Origin of the sequence: Flavobacterium sp. LM5 (assembly GCF_002017945.1) — a bacterium.
Classification (GTDB): Bacteria; Bacteroidota; Bacteroidia; order Flavobacteriales; family Flavobacteriaceae; genus Flavobacterium; species Flavobacterium succinicans.
Map to the genome: position 1 here is coordinate 94,811 of NZ_MUFX01000001.1, position 21,664 is coordinate 116,474.

A 21,664-nucleotide genomic window follows, 5' to 3' on the forward strand; every position below is an offset into this window, starting at 1 on the left:
AATTAAGGGGCGTTTTTTATACATTTTTTTCTCTATTTAAGAAGAATCCATATCTTTAGCGTTGTCAAAAAAATCATTACCTAACTTAAAGAATAAACAAATGGCTTTTAACACCTCAAATAATCCTTTTTTAAACAATAAAAGCTTTAAAAATCAGGACAAATCAAACACGGTACATCAAGCTACTGTAATTGATTACAACCAAGACATGACCCTTTCGGGAACAATCAACAGAAGTTTAATTTTGTTTTTATTATTAACTGCATCAGCTACCATTACTTGGTGGATGGCTTTTAATGACATGAATCCAATCGTTCCTACTATCGGCGGCGCTGTTGTTGGGCTTATCTTAGTAATGATTGCTGCATTCAAACCTCATTTATCACCTTATTTAGCTCCTGGCTACGCCGTATTTGAAGGGTTATTTATTGGTGGTATTTCTGCCATCTTTGAATCCAAATATCCTGGCATTGTACTTCAAGCTGTGAGTGCAACTTTTGTTACGTTTATAGTTTGCTTGGGACTTTATAAGTATAAAATTGTAAAAGTGACCGAACAATTTAAATCGGTGGTACTAGCAGCCACATTAGCTATCGCGACGTATTATCTTATCTCTTGGTTATTTTCGATGTTTACTAGCTTTACACCGGTACACCACGATAATTCATTAATGAGTATTGGTATTAGTGTCTTTGTGATTATCATTGCCGCTTTGAACCTCTTCTTAGATTTTGACCGAATAGAACAAGGTGTTTCCGAAAAAATGCCGAAATACATGGAATGGTATGGCGCAATGGGACTACTCATTACTTTGGTTTGGTTGTATATTGAATTTTTAAGATTACTATCAAAATTATCTAGTAAAGACTAAATCTCGATTTCGCATTTGAAATCTGGTATAAACTTTAATTCATGAAAAAAGCTGTCAATAACGACAGCTTTTTTTTATACACTCTTAAAAAACAAATAATTAAATCGTTGCTTTTGTAGCATTGGCAACTGCAACTTGCTGAATATCGCGATCAAATAAATACAAGCCCCCTTTGTCGTCACCAATTAAATTGATCTTATCCAAAATTGATTTTGCGGTAGCTTCTTCCTCAATTTGCTCAGCTACATACCATTGTAAGAAATTGTGTGTTGCGTAATCTTTTTCAGAAAAAGTAATGTGCACCAATTCGTTGATAGAATTAGAAACAAAAATCTCGTGTTTGTACAATTCTTCAAACATATTTTGAAACGTTTCATAAGACGATATTGGCGCTTTCAAATCAGTGATTTGGGTATGTCCGCCGCGCTCGTTAACGTATTTAATCAGCTTTAACATATGCGCGCGCTCTTCATCCGATTGGGCATACATAAACTGTGCAATGCCTTCCAAACCATGTGCCTCAGCCCAACAAGCCATCGATAAATAAATTTGAGAAGATTCGGCTTCGATTCGTATTTGATTGTTTAAAGCGGTTTCGATATTTTTGGATAACATAACAATATGAATTATGGTTAATAAATAAACTACAAACAAAAGTACTAAAATTGAACTATAAAGATATTTATTTACCAGCCATCATTAAATCGCATCATTACAAATTCCTTTAATTTAGAATCATAATAAGCATGAATATAATAATTTTTATGCCTCAAAGTGTTTTGCAAAACCGCTTCGGGATGTGCATATGAAAATTGACTGATAAAATCCACCGCCAAAGGAGCTGGTGTGGATGAGATATGATTCCCTTTTTTGTCCAAAACACTCTCAAAATAAACATTCAATGGAATAAAATAAGAATTGGTTACGAAATCACCATCATTGGGAGTAAAACCAGAAGAAAACTGTTCCACTTCTTGATTACCTCCTATTGTAAGCAACAAATTTTTGGGCGTTTTATATACCGAAACACCCAAATCAGTAGCTGATAACTGCTTTAAAAACTTTGCGGTAGTCTTGACAGCTTTGGGGCGTTGATTGACAACTTGAGTGTACAAAGGTGAGTTTTTGAAGGTAATTGTATCATTTTTGGTTGCACTAAATTCTTTGATCAACACATCAGTTTCAAAATCTTTGTAGCCAAAATGTAATTCTTCATCATTCGCAGTTACTTGATATATTTTGTTTTCGTGATAATAAGAATTCGACAATCCATTTAAGCGTTTCAACGGAAATTGCGGAATGCTACGCTCAACGAGTTTTAAGCTCTTAAAATCCAATTGAAACAACTGTGTTTCATTTATATTATGGTCAAAGGTGAAGAGAATATCGTTCTCTCGCACATAAAATTTAGACTTACTTGTGGCTTTAAACAACGGATTATAGGCACGTGTTTCTATTTTTTCTAAAGGCAAAACAGACAAAATCATGGATAAACGGATGACTTCTTTTTTACGATTCACAAACTCGAAACCGCTAAAATCTAAGAGAAACTGTGTTTTTTTCGAGTCTTTAAAAATATGTAAAACCAAGGCATCAGCATCTTTCTTTTTAGTAATGACATAAAAACTATTGTTTTCATTAAAAACATGGAGCACCGTTTCTCTTTGGGAAGGAAACTGAAAATAAGTGGCAGATGTTTTCTTTTCAAGTAGATCATAATGCACCGCAATCATATTTCTGAAAGCCTGATCCACCCAATACAATGTGGGGTTTTCATCTGTTCCAAAGGAGTAGCCCGCCATTAATTTATAACCAATATCAGGTCTTTTGGTCACCATACTGTCTTTAAAAAACAAGAAGGGACTGTACTTTAGAATCGTCGTTTTTTCTTTGTCGGTAGCAAAAACAAATACATTATCATTTTGCCTATCGTTGGCACTGATAACTTGATGGTACTCTTTTGACTTTTTTAATTCTAAAGGATGAGAGGCTAACTTTATTTGGCCAAAAGCCAAAAAAGTACTTCCAAGAAAGAAAAGAACCCACAACTGTTTCATAATGATTTATATTAAAAATAGTACAATTCTTCCCGCAAAGAGCATACCAAAAAAATCGCTACTTATTCGTTCATGATTTGCTGAAAATAATCTACAAATTGTCCCAAATGCAATCCATCCATCAAACCGTGATGAACATGTACCGACATATTCATTCGTTTGCTTCCATCGTTTTCAACCACCATTTTTCCAAAAGAAATTTTAGGAAACTATCTGGAAAAGTAAAACTACGAGCATGCGATAAAGACGTAAAATCCAACCAAGGCAAAGCCGAAAAATGAATTAAATTATCTGAATCGAAAGAACGTGTAAACAAACCTGTGGTGTTTTGAATGCGTTCGATCTCTTCTAGTGCATTTTTTTCGAAAACAGTAAAATCGGGATGAAATTCAATTAATGAAAAACCAAAGGTTCCATCAGGACGACCAATAGTAGCCGAACCATCAATTCTATCGTAAACTACAATGGTTTCGTTATCGATTCGGTATCTAAAATTTTCAATCGCATTGACCGCTTGTAAGGTTTTGTGCAAATAATAAATAAAGAAAGAAGATGAAATGGATTTGGCTTTTTCGTATGCCTTTGTGCAGTCTATTGCCACAGTAGCTCCAAAAAAAGGCTCACTCATTTGTCTAAAAAAATGAAAATGCTCTTTTCTGTTCCAATTTTCAAGGTCAAACGGCTGCTTCATTAGATTAAAAGTGGAATTATATCGGTTAATTGTTGCAAGGTAGTAAATTTGGGATGCTCGACTTTGTGGTCTATTTTCTCGTGTGCCCAAGTCGTGTGAAACGGAATATGTGCAGCATAACCACCTATAGAAAGTACAGGCAAAACATCCGACTTAAGCGAATTACCAATCATATAAAACTCATTGGGTTGAATCTCCAAACGTTTAATCAAATCCAAATAATCGATTTCTTGTTTGTCTGACATCACTTCAATGTGATGAAAATAAGGACCTAAACTTGAATTGTGTAATTTTCGTCTTTGGTCTAATAAATCACCTTTGGTAGCAACTACTAATTTATATTTTCCGCTCAACGCTTCTAAGGTTTCAGTAACGCCGTCAAGCAAATCGACAGGTTTTTCTAATAAATCTTTTCCGTATTGTACGATTTTTTCAATCGCTTCAATAGAGATTGTATTGTTTGAAATTTTCATAGCCGCCTCAATCATCGATAGAATATAGCCTTTGATACCATAGCCGTAGAGTTTTAAATTCGCAATCTCTATTTGAAACAATTCGGATGAAATTCCTTGATGCGAAAGATAATCTTCCATCAAACCACAGAATTTTTTTTCGGTTTCGTCAAAATACATTTCATTGCCCCAAAGCGTATCATCAGCATCAAATGCTATCACTTTCAAATTTTTCATCCTTACCTATTTTACAACAAATTTAAACTATAAACACGCAAGAATTAATCCGAGAAAACATTAATTCAAAACTTTTTCGGTCCGTCCATACTTGGTGCGTCGGAAAACTACAACAAAACATCCAACATTAGTACTCCTACGAACACCAAAAAACTAAAAATATAACATTGCAAAATTAATGAATAACCATTATGCTTTATCGATTGTTTAACGTATCCTCCTAAGTACTAGGGCATGAATTTTGTATTTTTGTAAAAAATATTTGCTATGAAATATACCTATTATTTACTACTCTCGCTTTTAAGTTTTTTACTGCTTTCGTGTTCTTCTGGAAGCTCTGACAGCGAACCAAATGAGTTAAAAGGTGAATCAGGAAGTTTTCTTTTTACCTATAGTGCTATTCCCTCCAAACCCATTCCGGTGCACTACTATTATCCTTCGAGTGGCGCAAAAGAAACAATGAAAATACTGATGGTGTTTCATGGCGATAGCCGGGACGCAAGTTATTATAGAGATTTATGGGTGGCATATGCCGAAAAATATAAAGTGCTCCTCTTTGCCCCTGAATTTTCTGAAAAAGATTTCCCTGGCGGTAATTTCTACATTATGGGTAATGTTTACAAAGACACGAACAAGCCCAAACCAGAAGATTTAAATCCGGAATCACAATGGACTTTCTCTTACATTGCTCCTTTATTTGAGGAGATTCAAAAAAGAACCAAAAGTACGCAAACTACCTATGATATTTATGGCCATTCGGGAGGAGGACAGTTTGCACATCGTTTGGCGTTGATGAAACCAAGCGAAAAAATAAACAGAATTATCAGTTCCAACGGAGGGTGGTTTACTGCACCAGACACAGCAGCACTATTTCCCTATGGATTAAAAGAAGCACCTATTCCCACTGAGAATTATGCTAGTTTTTTTGGAGCCCATCTCACTGTGCAAGTAGGAAGCCCTTGTACGGTTTGTAACGCAAGTGGCAGCGACCAAAGCAGTGGATTCAGACATAATACTTCCGCAGATGCCCAAGGGCTTAACCGAATAGATCGCGCTTTATATTTTTACAATAACGGCAAAGCACTTGCTAAACAACTTGGATTACCCTTCAATTGGACGTTTCGAGAGGTGCCCAATGCCTATCATGACCCAATTAAAACAAGTCAAGATGCTGCTCAATTCTTATACAATTAAAAAAAAGAGCGCCTCGATTTATCAAGGCGCTCTCTTTATAACGTAAAAACGATTGTTTATACCAAATTTGCTTTTATCAAATATTCAGCAATTTGAATGGTGTTAGTAGCCGCTCCTTTTCTCAAGTTATCCGCCACAATCCACATATTTAAGGTATTGTCTTGGCTTTCGTCACGACGAATTCTACCTACAAAAACTTCATTTTTTCCTTCAGCATAACGAGGCATTGGGTAAGTGAACGTATCCAAATTGTCTTGTACCACGATACCATCGGTGTGATGTAAAATATTTCTAACTTCTGAAACATCAAAATCATTAGTAAACTCAACGTTCACCGCTTCGCTATGACCTCCAACTACAGGTACACGAACAGCAGTTGCGGTAACTTTGATGGTATCATCACTTAAGATTTTTTTGGTTTCGTTGACCAATTTCATTTCTTCTTTGGTGTAACCGTTGTCTTCAAAACTATCACATTGCGGGATACAATTGCGATTGATTTTGTATTTGTACACCATGTCGCCTTCAATTCCTGCTACTTCATTTTCGAATTGTTGTACCGCTTTTACACCTGTCCCCGTAATGGACTGATAAGTAGAAACAATTACACGTTTGATGTTGTATTTTTGATGTAAAGGTGCCAAAGCCAATACCATCTGAATTGTAGAACAGTTTGGATTCGCAATGATTTTGTCCTCTTTAGTCAATTGGCCAGCATTGATTTCTGGAACCACTAATTTTTTGGTTGGGTCCATTCTCCAAGCCGAAGAATTATCAATTACTGTAGTACCTGCAGCTGCAAATTTAGGAGCCCACTCCAAAGAAGTTCCTCCACCAGCAGAAAACAAAGCAATATCTGCTTTTAAATCTACTGCCGTTTGCAATCCTACCACTTTATATTTTTTTCCGTTGAATTCTATTTCTTTTCCTACTGATTTTTCAGAAGCAACAGGAATTAACTCGGTAACTGGAAAATTACGCTCTGCTAAAACTTTCAACATGATTTCGCCTACCATTCCGGTAGCGCCTACAACTGCTATTCTCATCGTATCTCTTTTATATTGACTTACTATTGAATTACAAAAGTAAGTAAACTAAGAAACAAAACAAGGTGATTCACAATATTTAACAAATTGTTACATATGAAACATTTTATGTATTTTTTTATTTATCAACACAAAAAAAACCGCCTCTTTTTTGGGAAAAGAGACGGTTAAGTTAGACACTAGTGTAGCGGTATTATTTCTTTAAAAGATCTCTAATTTGAGTCAATAATTCTTCTTGAGTTGGTCCAGCTGGTGCTGTAGGAGCAGGTACTTCTTCTTTTTTCTTCATACTGTTAATGGCTTTTACCATCAAAAAGATCACAAAAGCTATCACTAAGAAGCTAATGATTGCCGCCAAAAATTTACCGTACAAAATACCTCCATCGGTTTTTAGTCCCGCTAAATCTTCTACTTGAGCAGCTTTTAATGCTGGGTTTAATAAAGCTGGCGTGATAACATCTGCTACCAATGAGTTCACAATAGCACCAAAAGCGCCACCAATGATCACTCCTACTGCTAAATCCATGGCGTTACCTTTAGCAATAAAATCCTTAAATTCTGAAATCATTCCCATATTTACAATTTTAGTTATTTGATTAGAAGATAAAGATATTTAAAATTTTCCTAAACTCTAAAAATTATTCCCTGTAAAACACCCGCTTCACCCGTTGGGAAATACTAGTTAGAATTTCATAGGGAATGGTGTGTAGCTTTTCGGCCATTTCGATTACGGTTGGGCTTTCGCCAAAAATGATTACCGCATCGCCTTCTTGACAATCAATATCCGTAACATCTACCATTAGCATATCCATACAAACGCTTCCAATAATGGTGGCTTTTTGCTGATGAATCGACACATATCCTACTCCATTTCCCCAAAGTCGTGCGATACCATCGGCATAACCAATAGGAATTGTGGCTACTTTGGTAGACTTTTCCGCCATAAAACGACGCCCATAACCTACAGAATCTCCAGCAGGAATTGTACGGATTTGTGAAATAACGGATTTGAGCGTACTCACATTTTCTAATTCTTTTTGTTCTTCGTCATCATTAGAAACACCGTACAAACCAATTCCCAAACGAACCATATCGTATTGCGCTTTCGGAAAATTACTAATGCCCGAAGTATTCAAAATATGACGAATAGGCTGAATATTCAACTCGGTCATCAAACGGCTGGATAAATTTTCGAACAACTCAATTTGAGATGCAACAAAAGCTTGATGGTTTAGGTCATCACTTGTGGCCAAATGCGACAATATACTTTTTACTCGCACCAAAGTAGTGTCTTTGAGTATCGCGATTAATTCCTCGATGGTATCTTTTTCAAAGCCCAATCGGTGCATACCTGTATCGAGTTTGATATGAATCGGAAAGTGCTTTAGATTCTTTTGTTCGGCTATTTTCAAAAAGGAACGCAAGCCTTTCAAACTATAGATTTCAGGTTCTAATTGATGTTGAATAATCGCTGAAAAACTCGTAGACTCAGGATTCAAAACCATAATCGGCAGATGAATTCCTGCTGTTTTCAAAGCAATTCCCTCATCGGCGAAAGCCACACCTAAATAATCAACTTGGTGATGTTCTAGTAATTTGGCAATTTCAAAACCGCCATTTCCATATCCAAAAGCTTTAACCATCACCATCATTTTAGTGGAAGGTTGTAATTTCGAACGGAAAAAATTAAGATTATGACTAATGGCGTTGAGATTGATTTCCAAAACCGTTTCGTGCTTTTTTTCTTCTAATACAGCCACAATATCTTCAAAATGAAAGCTTCTTGCGCCTTTGATTAAAATGGTTTCGTTGCTAAAAGTAGCACTATCCAATTTTGCTAAAAAATCGGCAGTAGTAGCATACGTAGTGCAATTGACGAACTTATGTTTAAAAGCGGTTATGGTCGTTCCGATGCCAATCACGCGGTTAATTTTGTTAGCAATAACAAGCTGCGATACTTTGGAATACAATTCTTCATTCGATAATCCGCTTTGAAAAATATCGGACAAAATCACTGTTTTTTTCTTGTATTGTTTTTGACTTTCTAAGAAATCCAATGCAATTTTTAAAGACTGAAAATCGGAACTGTAACTATCGTCAATAATTGTGGTGCTATTGATACCGTCTTTGACCTTAAGTCGCATTTCAACGGGATACAACAAATACATCCGATGTTCGATAGTCACTCTATCATAGCCCAAATGCAACAACACCATCAAACAATGAATCGCATTTTCGATAGAAGCATCATCTTGAAAAGGAATGATGATATCAAAAGCATACGACTGTAGTTGAAGATGCAACTTGGTTTTATCTAAAATACTTGTTTTTTGAATGAAAACATCCGCAGTGATATCTTTAAAACTCCAAGAAAAGGTTTTTAATGACGGTTTCAAAAAAGCATCGATGGTTTTATTTTTATTATAAATCAACAAATCACAGTGCTTAAAAAGCTGCAATTTTTCTTTTATTTTTTCGCCAATAGAAGAAAAACCTTCGTCGTGAGCCGAACCAATATTTGTCAAAATCCCAAGCGTGGGGCGAATGATTTTTTCCAAATGCACCATCTCATTTACGGTAGAAATTCCGGCTTCGAAAATTCCGAAATTATGTTGCTTGGCAATCGCCAACACAGACAAAGGAACACCTACTTGTGAGTTATAACTTTTGGGACTACGAATGATAGAATAATCGGGGCTTAGCAAGAAATTGAGCCACTCTTTTACGATGGTTTTTCCGTTGCTACCCGTGACACCAATTACTGGAAAATGAAATAAACTGCGATAATAGCTCGCCAATTCTTGTAAGGCTGTTAACGTATTTTGTACCACCAAAAACTTTGCTTTTCCTTCGCAATGCTCAGGAATGTATTGCACCACGAAATGAGTAACACCTTGTTGAATCAAATCATTGATATACAAATGCGCATCGTTGTTGGGACCAATCAAAGCAAAAAACAAGGTGTTCGGTCCGTTTTGCAAGGAACGGCTATCTATAGCAATAGCATCGATAAGTACTGAAGGGTCGCCTTTGAAAGTGGCATTTATTTGTTGCGAAATCGTAGCAATAGAAAGATTCATTGTATTCTTGATTTGAGAGTAAAAATACTATAAAGACAAGCAATCTCATCTTCATTTCATATTTATTTAACTTGAACTTCTTTGGGTTGCAATCCCATCAAAACAATTGTAAATTGCGAGATCAAAATTGGCAAACCAAACAAATTGACCTTGAAAAAAATAATAACCTTCTTTTCTTACGCGTTCCATCCTATATTTATTCCTTTGATGGCAACGCTGTTTTATTTTTATTACAATGCTACTTCTTTTGATTTAAAGGAAATAGCTTTTGTTTTGCTTCAAATTCTGATACTCACCATTATTGTTCCCGTTTTACTTTATTTATTATTAAGAGCCTTAAAACAAATCGACTCGGTCATGGCTTATGAATTAGAGCAACGCAAACTACCCTTAGTCTTTCAATGCTTTTTAATGATATTACTGATTAAAAAGACCATTACCATTGAATACTATTTAGAATTGCATTTTTTCTTTTTAGGTGCTTTGTTGAGTACTTTAATAACCTTATTACTTTTGTTTGCTAAAATCAAAGCCAGTATTCATATGCTAGCCTTTAGTTCGCTCACCATTTTTATCATAGGCTTACAATTGCAGCACCCACAAGATTTTTCAATTGTAGTACCCACCTTTATTTTTTTAAATGGCGTTATTGCATCGTCTCGTTTAGTAATGAATGCGCACACTCCCAAAGAGCTAAGTATAGGGTTTATATCAGGTAGTATTCCGCAAATATTGCTAATGATTCTTTGGTTATAAGATGTAGAATATTAGACCTAAATTAAAATTTTGCATCTGAAGTTGTTCTCCTGCTAATTGCCCTTTCTGAAATAACGAGTTGAGCCCATATTGTACATACACATTAAAAGTGTTGTAACCAGCCCCAATGTGTGCGCCGTAGCCTAATCGATTGAGATCATTATTGTTTTTAATCACTATTCGATCACTACCCGCCTCATACAAACTACGATCATAAAGCATATAGCTAATTTTCGCTCCTAAATAAATTCGCCAAAATTGCGTACTTTCAAAAGTAGAGGTACGCCATCTCAGTTCAATGGGAAAATCGGCAGTTAAGGTTGATAACTTATTCGCACTGTACGTACCACGTTCCAATAAATTATAGTCAGGATTTTTACCAGAACCCGAGATTTTAAGATTATGATTGTAATTGTTATGCGTCAAACCTAAACCAGCAGCTATGGCAACCGTTCTAGACGCATTTAACGGCATGTCTCTTAAAAAACCTGCGGTAAAACCAGCTGCAATTTTATCTTTATCGTATCCTTTGGGAGTATTTGTTAATGTATTATAAGTAATTCCAAAATAAAACTGATCTTCTCTATACAAAGAATCAAGTTTCTTCTTAGGTTTTGATTCATCGTAGGAAAGGTCTTGAGCAAAAGCACAAGTACCAAGAAATAGCAAAAAAAGCAATACAAAATTACGCATAGCAGAAGGATAAGATAAAGGATAAAGAAAGGATTTTTACCCAATACAAATATACTACTTTGATTGTGTATTTTTAAGCATGAATGAAAAACCGAACCATAGCCCTAATCAATTGGATACTGTGACCCTTGAATACAATTACGCTTACTAATTTCTTTATCCATATAATTCTGAATCAACGTTTTTTTAAGTCCCCAATTGGGCGCAATAAGTAATTCCCAATCAGAAATACCAAACAAACGTTGTACTACAATATCTGGTCGCAACAACGGAATTAACTGGCACAATAAATCCGTATACTCTTCTAAAGTAAAAAGTGGAAAGGGATTACGTTTATAGTGCACACCAAGTATGGAACCTTCTACAATATGTAAATGATGAAACTTCACAAATTTTATTTGAGGATATTGATTGATCTCGTGTATGTATTGTAACATCATCTCGGTAGTTTCTCCTGGAAACCCAAACACAGTATGAATACACAAATCAATTGGACTGTTGGCAAACCATTCTACCGCTTGAATAAACTCTTGATGGGAACAACCTCGATTAATTTGTTGCAGCGTCGCATCATATATAGATTCCATTCCCATTTCAACATCAACATCTAATCGATCACAATAGGATTCCAATAACGCAATTTTTTCAGGATCCAAACAATCAGGGCGTGTACCTACAGAAAGTCCAACGATAAGCTCTGGCGCAGCTGCTATGGCTTCGTCATAACATTTTTTCAAATAATCAACATCACCATAAGTGTTGGTATTGGGTTGAAAATAAACAATAAAGCGTTCTGCTTTGTAGGACTTTTGGGCACGTTCGATGCCTTGCACTACTTGATCGGTAATGCTTGGCAATTGTCGAGAAAGTTCAGGCGTAAAAGAATCGGTATTGCAATACGTACATCCTCCAAATCCTTTACTCCCATCGCGATTTGGACAACTAAAACCAGCGTCTACAATAACTTTGTAAACCTTTTGTCCGTTGTATTTCTCTCTTAGAAAAGTACCATAATTGTTATAGCTTTTTCTTTCATTTGAAACTGTATCCTTCATTTTGCAAAAATAAGACGAATCTAGTTAATAGCAGAACATTCAATTGTAAAGTATTGCTAAATAACACTTTTAGCAAAATACAGCTATTTACAAAAATCAGATGAGAAGAATAAAATCATAGGGACGCCTACAGTAGTATTGTACACTATTTTACTATTGCTTATCACTTAATTCATTCTAAAACAAGCCCTCAAACAACTACTTACTAGCTCTCTTCGGACTATAAACATATCCAAAGCTCAGTTCAGAAAAATCGGCTTGTCCTAAATTAGCATTGATAGTTGCGGCAACAAAAACATTGTGTTGGGGTGCTTTTTTGGCGGTAATCGCGTAGTACCGAAATCCTAAACGAGAAGAAATATATTGCTTTGTTTTGGCTTTAAGTCCAAATGGTTTGGGAATATATACCCCCGAAGCAGCACTTCCGTTATTTAAATACCAATCCAGTTTAAAAGCAGGTTTGTACACGTTTATTCCTAATTCTGTTTCAATACTGATATGATGAATTAAGACTTCAAAATTGGTATACAAACCAATTGCTGAGGCATTTCTGAAGGGATTATTTTTCAATGCTGGAAATTGGGTATTGATCACTGAACCTTCTTCTTTAATGTAATCATAATAATCATCATAGAATCGATAGAAGAAACCTACACCGTATTTAAAGGTTTTATCCTTTATTCGACCTACCGAAAAAGAACTGGTATACACGTTTTTCAGTGCATTATAATCACGAGCCAAGACTTTTTGTCCCAAGCCCAATCGAGTTCCATAGAAGGTTTGCGTATGTGATTGATCCGAGGGACTAACTAAAGTTGGAACAGAAGCAGTGTTTTTGACGAAATTCAATTCTGTTTTTACAGTAGCTAAATAAGAATTTAAACCGTGATTGGGTAATCGGGTATGACCGTTTGAAAAATGGGTAAAGCCTCCACCAATTTTCAGGTTGAAGTCTTTTCGATGCACCAGATCATAATACAAAAAGGATCTAAAAGCCCAAGTAAAGTGAGTCGAAATTCCAAAATTTCCAGGGTTGGTAACTTTGTCATAAATGACGTTATTGTAAGATCCTCCCAAACCCACCTGAAAACGGATGCGTGGAGTCACACTATTCAAAACACCAAAATCAAAAAAAGGTATTACGCTAATTCCGTAACCCACTTTCTCCTTATTACCAAAATCAGCAAAAGATAGCAATATTCCAGTTTTGGGATAATTTAACCGTTTGGCCCAAGTGTCGTTTTCAAAGGTAGTTGTGCCAAAAGTAAAATCAACCCCTTTTTGTGTCTTCGTTTCCGGAAATATACTAATTGAGGGAATGGTTTCACCCATAGCATAACCAATTCCTATAAAATTGACATTGTTTTTGATGCTAGTAGTACGCTCTTGAGCAATACTTTTGACACCAAGTAACAAAAAGAAGATTTGTGATAACGTTCGTAAAGTCATAATTAATCATCATCATTTGAGTTGCTTGAATTACACAAGAAGCTTTAAACACAGAACGAAATCTATTTCTGTAACCTATGAATTCTCCATAAAAAAACACCCAACTTTACCTTCCTGAGTGTAAAATTGGGTGTTATCATTTTGAAAATACGCTGCTTGATTTTCTAGCAGAGAGGAAGGGATTCGAACCCTCGATACAGTTACCCATATACTAGCTTTCCAGGCTAGCTCCTTCAACCACTCGGACACCTCTCTATTTTGAGTTTGCAAATAACTTAAAAAAAATTGAGTTAGAAAAGGAAAAAAGTAATAATTAACCCATTTCGCCTCGAATTGATTTTTCGAATTGATTTTTAAAATTTTCATTAGAAATAGGCTGACCTAACAAAAACATTAGTTTGGTAATGGCAGCCTCTGTGGTACAGTCTTTTCCAGAAATCACTCCAATTTGTTTGAGCTGAGAACTGGTTTCATATTTGCCCATATCTACACTTCCTCCGGAACACTGCGTAACGTTTACAATATGTATTCCCGCTTCAATGGCATTTTTCAATAATTGAACAAACCAATTTTCGGTTGGAGCATTACCGGATCCAAAAGTTTCCAATACTACCCCTTTCAATCCAGGGACAGCCATTAGTGTTTCGAGTATCTTTTGATTGATTCCCGGAAACATTTTTACAATCATGACATTGTTGTCAAAGGATTTATGAATTTTAAGCACCTTATTTTGTGGCAAAGGCAACAACAAGTCGCTATTTACTTTAAGATGTACTCCTGATTCTATCAAAAAAGGGTAATTGGGAGAAGTAAAAGCATTAAAATGTTCCGCACTAATCTTTGTTGTACGATTCCCTCGATACAATTTGTATTCAAAATACAATCCAACTTCTGAAACTAAGGGCCTCCCATTTTCTTGTAAAGAAGCAATTTGTATGGCTGTAATCAGATTTTCTTTAGCATCTGTTCTCAAATCACCAATAGGCAGTTGAGAGCCTGTAAAAATCACTGGCTTTCCTAGATTCTCCAACATAAAACTCAAGGCAGACGCAGAATATGACATGGTATCTGAACCGTGAAGCACTACAAAACCATCAAAATCAGCATAATTTTGCTCAATTACCTCAGCAATAGCTACCCAACTCTCGGGGCTGATATTAGAGGAATCAATAGGGTTTTCAAAAGAAATGGTTTCAATGGCACAATCCAACAACTTCAACTCTGGCACGCGTTGCAAAAGCTTACTAAAGTTGAAAGCTTTTAGCGCTCCCGTCTCAAAATCTTTTTGCATACCGATGGTTCCACCGGTATAAATTAGTAGTATTTTGATATTAGAAGACATTGGTATATTTCAATTTATTCACCACCGGATTTGCATACATCGCCAAAAACCCTTCTAAAAGTTGTGGATTATCATGATCAATTCGCATTTCCAAACGGCGTTCGAACAAGGCTTTTTCTTCTTCTGTATACAAATGGCTGTATTGATTCGTTTTGTGCAACAAATCAAAAGCAATAAAATTGGTAGGCCACAATTTGTAGTTAGTCAAAATCGCATCATCTATAACTTGTGCCAGACCTAAAACTTGTTTATTAGCATTGCCTTCATGCGCCACAATTGCATCAATTTCGGAATCGATTACTTTTCCAACGTGAATATGAATACGTTTTTTTGTCCCTAAAACACCACTCAAAATATTCTTAAAATCTTCGTTTTTCTCTTTGATATAAATTTCATTATTGGCCTCAGCCATTAATTGTGGCATTTTCAAAACATCAGTAGGATCGTATTCATAGGAAATAGAAACCGGTACAATTTTCACTTTTTTGAAATAATCCATGATGTTTTTTTCATCCGAACCCATGCCCAACATTTTCAAAACACCTGGGTTAGTGGCATCGTTACCGTCTTTGGTTCTGCCCTCGCGTTGCGCAATCCAAACCGAACGGTTTTCGTGCAACAACAATTGTCCGATATATTCAGAAAGTAATTTAGAACTTTGCAACATTTCTCTTGGCGAAAGTCCGCGAAGTACTAAGAAATTGCGATTTAATTTGGCTAAGACCTTCAAAAAAGATTTCTTAACTAAATTATCTCCGATTGCCGAGGCTGTCATCACCAATCCGTGTTCGAACAAGGTGGCGTTGAGCAAAGTGGTGTCTAAAAGTATGTCTCGGTGATTCGAAACAAACAAATAGGCGGTATTTTTTTCTAAATGTTCAAATCCAGAAGTGGTCAATCCATCGGAACTTTTCTCTAAAATTTTTCCAACCGATTGATAAATAAAATTACACTGAAAATCACGAATAGAGTGTGTTTTTTTGAGCTGTTCCTTCCAAACCTCATCTTCTACCTCAGGGAACGAAAAGTTCATCAAAGCTTTCATCATCGGATGCTGAATCACATCAGATAAAGCTTGATTTACTTCAGAATCATAAAATGGTCGTATGGCGTCAAATTTTTGCATTGGATTTTCACTTTTAATGGGCACAAAAGAACGAAAAAAAAGGCAAACAATAGGTACATTTCCCCTTAAATCCCAAATACCCGTTTCGAATTTTCGGTAGTAATCTGAGCAATTTCGGCTACACTCAAGTTATAAATTGCAGTCAACTTTGCGGCTACATTCACTACATAACTGCTTTCGTTTCGCTTACCGCGAAAGGGAATCGGAGCCAAATAAGGCGAGTCGGTTTCGAGTACAATGTGGCGTAAATCAATGCGGTCTAAGAACTGGTCAATTTTTCCGTTTTTAAACGTTACTACACCACCAATTCCTAACAACATATTATAAGAAATGGCCTGTAATGCTTGTTCATAGGTTCCCGAAAAACAGTGGAATATTCCAAACAATTCTGGGCTTTTCTCTTCTTCTAGAATTTCGAAAATTTCATCAAAAGCCTCACGACAGTGAATCACTATGGGCAATTTGTACTGCTTTGCCCACTGAATTTGTTGTCTAAAAGCAATTTGTTGTTCCTTAAGATGCGTTTTGTCCCAATACAAATCGATGCCTATTTCACCAATCGCGAAGAACTTTCGCTTGACTAGTTCGGAAGCTACGTGCGCTAACTCGGCTTCGTAATTGTCTTTCACATACGTTGGATGCAAGCCCATCATCAAAAAAACATTCTCTGGAAAATCCTGTTCCAAATCATACATTGCTTGAGTACAAGTCGAGTCAATAGCTGGAATAAAAAAACGAGAAACGCCAGCATTGATGGCACGTTGTATCATTTCGCCTCGGTCTTGGTCAAATTCTTCAGAATATAAATGGGTATGCGTATCAGTAAGTATCATTGTATCATTTTTGCGGGACAAAGTTAGCGTTTTGCCCTAGTAGTTTTAAAATTTTTAGGCTACTTTTGAAAAGGCACTTTTATTATGGAAAATCTACACGCAATCTTACAAACCGAAAACTACCAAAAAATCCGATTCAAAATCATTAAAACCCAGCATTTATTGGTCAAAGCCAAAATCAATGGTATTGCGGGTAATTTCATACTCGACACTGGCGCTTCAAGCAGTTGCGTAGGTTTTGAAGGCATCGATTTCTTTCAGTTAAAGGCCAAAAAATCCAAAACCAAAGCCGCAGGCGCAGGCGCCACTGGAATGCTAACCCAACTTTCTACCGACAACAAGCTGCAACTGGGCCGCTGGAAAACCGATGATGCCGCACTTGTGATTTTCGACTTATCGCACGTCAACGAAGCGCTCACTCAACACAAAGCCAAACCCGTTCACGGCATTATTGGCGCCGACATTCTCCTAAAAGGCAAAGGGATTATTGATTACTTTAATCATTATTTGTATTTGAAACAAGATTTTTAGGGCAATTGCCAAGGCACCACGCTATCCGCTATAGTTTTGCAAAACCTTAAATGGAAGTTTTGCAAAAGCTGCCGCTCCTATCGTTATTGCGGTAAAGTGCTTCAAACAGAATTTCTTGTTCTAAAACAAATCCCAAATTCTAAATGAGTTTGGGATTTATTTTATTATAAGTATTTCTTTAAAATGGCTTCTTTTTGTTTGAGATCATGCTAAAAAAGGATTATAAAGTTACAGTAACTAAATGATTTCCATGTTTTTCATCATAAACTTCTATCAAATAACCGTCATGAAAATTTCTCACCCAAACTAATTTCGTAACTCTTATAAAATAGTTATACCATTTTCTTTCCCCTAAAATCGAAGGGTTAAGTTTGTTGTTAATAATTGCTTTTTGAATTTTATTTTCTATATCCATACTACAATTTTACAAAATCTAAAAAAAGATGAAAAAGCTCCTTACCATTATGAGTAGAAAAAAAATTATTATTTATCCTTTCAGCTACTCTTTCATCCTTTTGGAGTAACTTATTTATACCTTCAACACAATTATCAACTGTCCCTTCAAGAATATACCCGACAAGAAACCCTTCACATTCAAAATATTTTCCACCTTTTAAAAAATTATCAATCCCCGTAGATATATATCGTCTTTTTAAACCAGAATCGTTTGCTTTAAGATTCTTAGCTTCTACATGATATTTAAATTCTTCTTTCTGCCAAAATTTAGTAAAACGCATATCAATCCTTGAAAATTCTGCGGCAAAACCTCTAACAAATTCTGCCTCTCTATCAAATAGATGGTTTTCTAAATTGGTTGAAATTTCCCAAGTTTTTCTTTTAGGATTTTCATCGATATAATTATGAAGAATTGCCGTTATGTCGTTTTCATGAAAGTCTAATAAAATAGATTTATTAGAAATGGAAGTAGAATACGCCTCAACAAACAAAGTTGTACATCTTTCTTTGAATTTATTTTGAAATTTTTGAGATATTGAAGCTTTTAAAGTTCCTGCCATTATTCTTTCATATTAAGAATTTCAACTAATAAAGATTTACAATCCTCCATAGCAGCGGTTTGACTCCAAAAACGTCTTTGATTGGGTTTTATGATATAAACATCATTATTATCATAATAGTTTAGTTTTTTTCTGAAATAAACACTTGGAGTATCTTTACTCCATAGTTTTTTATCCAATGTTTTTAATTCTTTATAAATATCTTCTTTTGATTCGAAAACAGGTTTTTCTTCATTCCCAAATGATATTTTAACCAAATACAATGGGCAATTTCCTTTGATATCATAAATTGTTGCAGAAGCTTTTAAATCAACATCATCCAACCAATTATTTAGTTCTTTTGTTAGTCTATTAAGATAAATATTTATTTCATTAACTGGTAAAACTGCTTTAGATTTCTCTTGATTTTCAAACAAATCCAAACTATAATCAAGTGTGTCTTGAATTATTATCTGCTCGTCTTCTGTTAACTTTAACATATCATTATAAATAATCTTATCAATTTGCTTTTCTAAAAGAAGAATATCCGCTTTTGAACCATTCTCTTCATCTAATTTTTTTATCGATAAAATTTTATCAAATAAATATACTAAAGTGAATTTAATATCTTCATTTATTGTGTATGGCAAAGTAAGAAACTCATTTTTCATAATTTGTTCCCTTTCTATTCCATAAGAAGAAATAGTTAAGAAAAGTAAATATGAGCTAATTTTAGAATTTAATAATGTTGTTAATGCTTTTAAGTAATTTTCATTCTTGTCCAAAGAATAAAATCCATATACGCCATCTCTAAAAGTACAGACTTCATCTAAATAAGAAGCGCAAATTTGGTTATCATTCAATCCTTTTTTCAACAACAAATGAGGTGATAAATAAGCGTCTAAATCTCCTAATCTTCTGAAAATATTTATATTTTGAACTCCAACATCTTTTCTTAAAGAGTTATCAATCCCATAAAATAATTTTGCTTTAATTGTTTTAATAGAAGAATTAATACCTTTTAAATTTGAACTATTAGATGTAAATCTTTCTATATAATCAGCATCTAAATATTTATTTTCCGAGATAAAAATATTTTTCTTAGGCTTATCTCTTTTGTTTGTCAATAATTGAAATCCTACACCATTTTTAATATTGTTTTTTCTTAAATCGTTTTTTAATGATTTATTTTTAAACAACTTTTCAATCAACTCAAAATCAAAATAACTTCCCCACATTGCTATTTTCCAGATTCTAGTGTCTTTCTTTTCACATTCTATTCTTGGCAAATGCTTTTCATCCGATGAATCAATTACAATTCCCTCTAAGATATCATTTTTAATATAGGTCTTAGGTGCATAATATGTAATGGTAGCTTTTGGACTTGCAGGTTTTTCTTTTTTATAAAAAACTATACTAATTGGCTCTACCGCTGAACCAAAAAGGTGACCACCTGAATTTTTAGGAGCTTTTCTTAAAATGGAAAAATTATAAATTTTTTCTACATAATTTCCGTTGAATAACCATTGTCTAAAATTTTGATACGTCCCACCTGTATTAGTCAAAACTTTGGTGTTAAAAATCAGGGCAATTTCACCTTTTGGTGCTAATAAAGTGGCTTTGTGCATAAATGGCAAAACCATTTCTTTTGCAAAATCATTTGCTTCACAATAAGTTTTTATTGTTGGTAATAAGTTTTTTGTCCCAAATGGAGGATTTCCAACTACCAATTGAAAATTTTGCAATTCTGATATTTCGAAATCTGAAATAGTATCTCTTTTAAAAAGATTATATCCTTGTTCATTTAAAGTTAAATCATCAGGATCGTTTATTAAATAAGGAAATTTAATATTCCCATTCCACCAACCTGTCTTTGGGTCTAGATTGTCCAACAACGCTAAATACAAACTAAATGCCGCAACTTTAATTGATTTTGGTTCAATTTCAATCCCGAAAATATTGTCTTTTAGAATCTTTACCAGAATATCGAAATCCGGCTTTTTTTTGTATTTGTTTTCATAACGTTTTACTAAACGCTTAAAACTTTGAACCAAAAAAATTCCTGAACCACAACTTGGATCAAGAGTTTTTATATTGTAATTGGTTTTGTCTTTTTGAATGGGTAACTTCTCATTTAAAATCAGTTCAACTAATGATGGAGGTGTATAAAAAGTTCCAGAATCTTTTTTATTTTTTTCATCTAATTCGGATAAAAAGTTTTCGTAGATTTCACTTAATAATTCAATTCGAATAATACTAAAATCAAATAACCTCCAGCCTTCAAAAAGAATAATTTGTTCATCATTTTCACAACCATTAATAAAACATTTTTTTATTAATTCTAAATGATTTGGTTTGACTAGATTTCTTTCCTCTTGAGTTATAGTAAATAAACTTCCATTAAAGTCATTGGATAATCTTTGGAATAGATTATAAGTAGCTTCAATATTTTCTAGAACCTTAAAATAAGAATCCGCATGATCTAAAAAAGTAGCATAAAATGGTTTTGTAGTCGCTCCTTTATCTTCTAAATACAATAAAAATAAAGAACGCATCACTAATTTATGAATGATGTCTTTGTCTTTTAACCCTTCTTTTTCTAGCTTCCTCGAAACATTAATTAAACTCTTAATTAAATATTTATCAACTCTATTTTGGAGATTTAGTTTGTCTTTTATCTCTTTAGCTTCAATTGCTGACCAAATAAATCCTGTGTCAATAGCAATTCTTGAAAAAAGTGTATTAAGAGTTTTTAATTTTGCTTCGTCTGTTTCCTCACAACAAAAAAGTTGCAGTTCTTGTAATTGACTTTTTAACTTTAAGTCAGCTATATTTTTATCTAAAACGAAAGGTTTTACAGAACAATTATAAATTCTAATTTCTGTTTTAGTATAAACATAGAGAAATAAAACTTTTTGAAAATTCCAACAAGTATGCTGAATTTCAGCAATTAAATTTAAAGTTTGTATATCAAAAGAATCAACCTCTTTTAAAAATAATGCGGGTTGATTTTCATTTTCATATACTTTAACAATTCCATGTCTTTCAATATCAAATATTTCAATATCAATTTCCTTGCTATCTTTTGCAAAGTCATTGAAATCGAGTTGTTGAAAAATGGAATTTGACATTATTTGGGTTTTAAACAAAAATAATTTAAAATTTAATATTCCGTACTGATACGGAAAATATTTTTAATTATTATACTAACAAAAAAAATCCCAAAAACCAGTATTGGAATTTGGGATTTTGTGTA

The 21,664-nt window shown here is 34.3% G+C and carries 19 protein-coding genes, 1 tRNA gene and 1 pseudogene; 4 read left to right on the top strand and 17 right to left on the bottom strand.

Annotation, left to right across the window (positions count from 1 at the left end; translation table 11 throughout):
• The first annotated feature begins 100 nt into the window (after positions 1-100).
• Complete coding sequence (locus BXU11_RS00420) at positions 101-871, top strand: Bax inhibitor-1/YccA family protein (protein WP_024979945.1); 771 nt, start codon at positions 101-103, stop codon at positions 869-871.
• 99 nt (positions 872-970) lie between these two features.
• On the opposite strand, the gene BXU11_RS00425 is transcribed toward BXU11_RS00420, so the two are convergent.
• From BXU11_RS00425 to BXU11_RS00440, 4 genes and pseudogenes are all read right to left on the bottom strand, one after another.
• A complete protein-coding gene (locus BXU11_RS00425; RefSeq protein WP_024979944.1) occupies positions 971-1,486 on the bottom strand; it encodes a ferritin in 516 nt (171 codons plus the stop codon).
• Between the two features lie 71 nt (positions 1,487-1,557).
• Entirely contained in the window at positions 1,558-2,928 is a 1,371-nt protein-coding gene (locus BXU11_RS00430; RefSeq protein ID WP_078210606.1) for a hypothetical protein, read from the bottom strand.
• Between the two features lie 62 nt (positions 2,929-2,990).
• Positions 2,991-3,619: pseudogene (locus tag BXU11_RS00435) on the bottom strand (CatA-like O-acetyltransferase).
• Positions 3,619-4,308 carry an HAD family hydrolase gene (locus BXU11_RS00440; RefSeq protein ID WP_078210607.1) on the bottom strand — a complete coding sequence of 230 codons (690 nt, stop codon included), beginning with the start codon at positions 4,306-4,308 and terminating at the stop codon, positions 3,619-3,621. Before BXU11_RS00440 ends, BXU11_RS00435 begins: the two are co-directional and overlap by 1 nt.
• Before the next feature lie 267 nt (positions 4,309-4,575).
• Between BXU11_RS00440 and BXU11_RS00445 the strand changes: the two genes are divergently transcribed.
• Positions 4,576-5,502, top strand: a complete 927-nt coding sequence (locus BXU11_RS00445; RefSeq protein WP_078210608.1) for a hypothetical protein — start codon at positions 4,576-4,578, stop codon at positions 5,500-5,502.
• A 56-nt stretch (positions 5,503-5,558) separates the two neighbouring features.
• Here the strand turns inward: BXU11_RS00445 and BXU11_RS00450 are convergent, their stop codons facing one another.
• The 3 genes from BXU11_RS00450 to BXU11_RS00460 all read right to left on the bottom strand — a co-directional run bounded on the left by BXU11_RS00450 (position 5,559) and on the right by BXU11_RS00460 (position 9,628).
• Positions 5,559-6,548, bottom strand: coding sequence for an aspartate-semialdehyde dehydrogenase (locus BXU11_RS00450; RefSeq protein WP_078210609.1), 990 nt, complete (start codon positions 6,546-6,548; stop codon positions 5,559-5,561).
• A gap of 193 nt (positions 6,549-6,741) precedes the next feature.
• Positions 6,742-7,122, bottom strand: a complete 381-nt coding sequence (mscL, locus tag BXU11_RS00455; RefSeq protein WP_078210610.1) for a large conductance mechanosensitive channel protein MscL — start codon at positions 7,120-7,122, stop codon at positions 6,742-6,744.
• 64 nt (positions 7,123-7,186) lie between these two features.
• Positions 7,187-9,628: a bifunctional UDP-N-acetylmuramoyl-tripeptide:D-alanyl-D-alanine ligase/alanine racemase gene (locus BXU11_RS00460; RefSeq protein WP_078210611.1), complete on the bottom strand. Its 2,442-nt coding sequence runs from the start codon at positions 9,626-9,628 to the stop codon at positions 7,187-7,189.
• Positions 9,629-9,778: 150 nt separating this feature from the next.
• Here BXU11_RS00460 and BXU11_RS00465 point away from each other — a divergent pair, with 150 nt between their 5' ends.
• On the top strand, positions 9,779-10,384 hold the full coding sequence (locus BXU11_RS00465) for a hypothetical protein (RefSeq protein WP_078211994.1): 606 nt from the start codon (positions 9,779-9,781) through the stop codon (positions 10,382-10,384).
• Here the strand turns inward: BXU11_RS00465 and BXU11_RS00470 are convergent.
• The 7 genes from BXU11_RS00470 to BXU11_RS00500 all read right to left on the bottom strand — a co-directional run bounded on the left by BXU11_RS00470 (position 10,379) and on the right by BXU11_RS00500 (position 16,882).
• Complete coding sequence (locus BXU11_RS00470) at positions 10,379-11,077, bottom strand: porin family protein (protein WP_078210612.1); 699 nt, start codon at positions 11,075-11,077, stop codon at positions 10,379-10,381. The two genes, BXU11_RS00465 and BXU11_RS00470, sit on opposite strands and share 6 nt — an antisense overlap.
• A 104-nt stretch (positions 11,078-11,181) precedes the next feature.
• Positions 11,182-12,132, bottom strand: a complete 951-nt coding sequence (locus tag BXU11_RS00475) for a TIGR01212 family radical SAM protein (protein ID WP_078210613.1) — start codon at positions 12,130-12,132, stop codon at positions 11,182-11,184.
• A 198-nt stretch (positions 12,133-12,330) separates the two neighbouring features.
• Positions 12,331-13,581 (bottom strand): acyloxyacyl hydrolase, encoded by a 1,251-nt coding sequence (locus tag BXU11_RS00480; RefSeq protein WP_078210614.1) that lies wholly within the window; start codon positions 13,579-13,581, stop codon positions 12,331-12,333.
• A 168-nt stretch (positions 13,582-13,749) separates the two neighbouring features.
• Positions 13,750-13,836 (bottom strand) — tRNA-Ser (locus BXU11_RS00485).
• A 58-nt stretch (positions 13,837-13,894) separates the two neighbouring features.
• On the bottom strand, positions 13,895-14,923 hold the full coding sequence (locus BXU11_RS00490; protein WP_078210615.1) for an asparaginase: 1,029 nt from the start codon (positions 14,921-14,923) through the stop codon (positions 13,895-13,897).
• Positions 14,913-16,049 carry a 1-acyl-sn-glycerol-3-phosphate acyltransferase gene (locus BXU11_RS00495; protein ID WP_078210616.1) on the bottom strand — a complete coding sequence of 379 codons (1,137 nt, stop codon included), beginning with the start codon at positions 16,047-16,049 and terminating at the stop codon, positions 14,913-14,915. Before BXU11_RS00495 ends, BXU11_RS00490 begins: the two co-directional genes overlap by 11 nt.
• 65 nt (positions 16,050-16,114) lie before the next feature.
• Entirely contained in the window at positions 16,115-16,882 is a 768-nt protein-coding gene (locus BXU11_RS00500) for a TatD family hydrolase (protein ID WP_078210617.1), read from the bottom strand.
• An 84-nt stretch (positions 16,883-16,966) separates the two neighbouring features.
• On the opposite strand from BXU11_RS00500, the gene BXU11_RS00505 reads away from it, so the two are divergent.
• On the top strand, positions 16,967-17,413 hold the full coding sequence (locus tag BXU11_RS00505; protein WP_078210618.1) for a retropepsin-like aspartic protease: 447 nt from the start codon (positions 16,967-16,969) through the stop codon (positions 17,411-17,413).
• Positions 17,414-17,633: 220 nt separating this feature from the next.
• Here BXU11_RS00505 and BXU11_RS00510 read toward each other — a convergent pair whose 3' ends face one another.
• Genes BXU11_RS00510 through BXU11_RS00520 form a run of 3 tightly spaced genes read right to left on the bottom strand, consistent with a single transcriptional unit; the run spans position 17,634 to position 21,539 of the window.
• On the bottom strand, positions 17,634-17,828 hold the full coding sequence (locus BXU11_RS00510; RefSeq protein WP_078210619.1) for a hypothetical protein: 195 nt from the start codon (positions 17,826-17,828) through the stop codon (positions 17,634-17,636).
• Between the two features lies 1 nt (position 17,829).
• The gene (locus BXU11_RS00515; RefSeq protein WP_078210620.1) at positions 17,830-18,429 is read right to left on the bottom strand and encodes a hypothetical protein; all 600 of its coding nucleotides are present in this window, start codon (positions 18,427-18,429) and stop codon (positions 17,830-17,832) included.
• Positions 18,429-21,539 (bottom strand): class I SAM-dependent DNA methyltransferase, encoded by a 3,111-nt coding sequence (locus tag BXU11_RS00520; RefSeq protein WP_078210621.1) that lies wholly within the window; start codon positions 21,537-21,539, stop codon positions 18,429-18,431. Before BXU11_RS00520 ends, BXU11_RS00515 begins: the two co-directional genes overlap by 1 nt.
• Between the last annotated feature and the right edge of the window lie 125 nt (positions 21,540-21,664).

What these genes read in the sequence shown, in the direction of transcription:
- BXU11_RS00420 (WP_024979945.1), top strand. Translation starts at nt 101, where the DNA reads ATGGCTTTTAACACCTCAAATAATCCTTTTTTAAACAATAAAAGCTTT.
- BXU11_RS00425 (WP_024979944.1), bottom strand. Translation starts at nt 1,486, where the DNA reads ATGTTATCCAAAAATATCGAAACCGCTTTAAACAATCAAATACGAATC.
- BXU11_RS00430 (WP_078210606.1), bottom strand. Translation starts at nt 2,928, where the DNA reads ATGAAACAGTTGTGGGTTCTTTTCTTTCTTGGAAGTACTTTTTTGGCT.
- BXU11_RS00440 (WP_078210607.1), bottom strand. Translation starts at nt 4,308, where the DNA reads ATGAAAAATTTGAAAGTGATAGCATTTGATGCTGATGATACGCTTTGG.
- BXU11_RS00445 (WP_078210608.1), top strand. Translation starts at nt 4,576, where the DNA reads ATGAAATATACCTATTATTTACTACTCTCGCTTTTAAGTTTTTTACTG.
- BXU11_RS00450 (WP_078210609.1), bottom strand. Translation starts at nt 6,548, where the DNA reads ATGAGAATAGCAGTTGTAGGCGCTACCGGAATGGTAGGCGAAATCATG.
- mscL (WP_078210610.1), bottom strand. Translation starts at nt 7,122, where the DNA reads ATGGGAATGATTTCAGAATTTAAGGATTTTATTGCTAAAGGTAACGCC.
- BXU11_RS00460 (WP_078210611.1), bottom strand. Translation starts at nt 9,628, where the DNA reads ATGAATCTTTCTATTGCTACGATTTCGCAACAAATAAATGCCACTTTC.
- BXU11_RS00470 (WP_078210612.1), bottom strand. Translation starts at nt 11,077, where the DNA reads ATGCGTAATTTTGTATTGCTTTTTTTGCTATTTCTTGGTACTTGTGCT.
- BXU11_RS00475 (WP_078210613.1), bottom strand. Translation starts at nt 12,132, where the DNA reads ATGAAGGATACAGTTTCAAATGAAAGAAAAAGCTATAACAATTATGGT.
- BXU11_RS00480 (WP_078210614.1), bottom strand. Translation starts at nt 13,581, where the DNA reads ATGACTTTACGAACGTTATCACAAATCTTCTTTTTGTTACTTGGTGTC.
- BXU11_RS00490 (WP_078210615.1), bottom strand. Translation starts at nt 14,923, where the DNA reads ATGTCTTCTAATATCAAAATACTACTAATTTATACCGGTGGAACCATC.
- BXU11_RS00495 (WP_078210616.1), bottom strand. Translation starts at nt 16,049, where the DNA reads ATGCAAAAATTTGACGCCATACGACCATTTTATGATTCTGAAGTAAAT.
- BXU11_RS00500 (WP_078210617.1), bottom strand. Translation starts at nt 16,882, where the DNA reads ATGATACTTACTGATACGCATACCCATTTATATTCTGAAGAATTTGAC.
- BXU11_RS00505 (WP_078210618.1), top strand. Translation starts at nt 16,967, where the DNA reads ATGGAAAATCTACACGCAATCTTACAAACCGAAAACTACCAAAAAATC.
- BXU11_RS00510 (WP_078210619.1), bottom strand. Translation starts at nt 17,828, where the DNA reads ATGGATATAGAAAATAAAATTCAAAAAGCAATTATTAACAACAAACTT.
- BXU11_RS00515 (WP_078210620.1), bottom strand. Translation starts at nt 18,429, where the DNA reads ATGGCAGGAACTTTAAAAGCTTCAATATCTCAAAAATTTCAAAATAAA.
- BXU11_RS00520 (WP_078210621.1), bottom strand. Translation starts at nt 21,539, where the DNA reads ATGTCAAATTCCATTTTTCAACAACTCGATTTCAATGACTTTGCAAAA.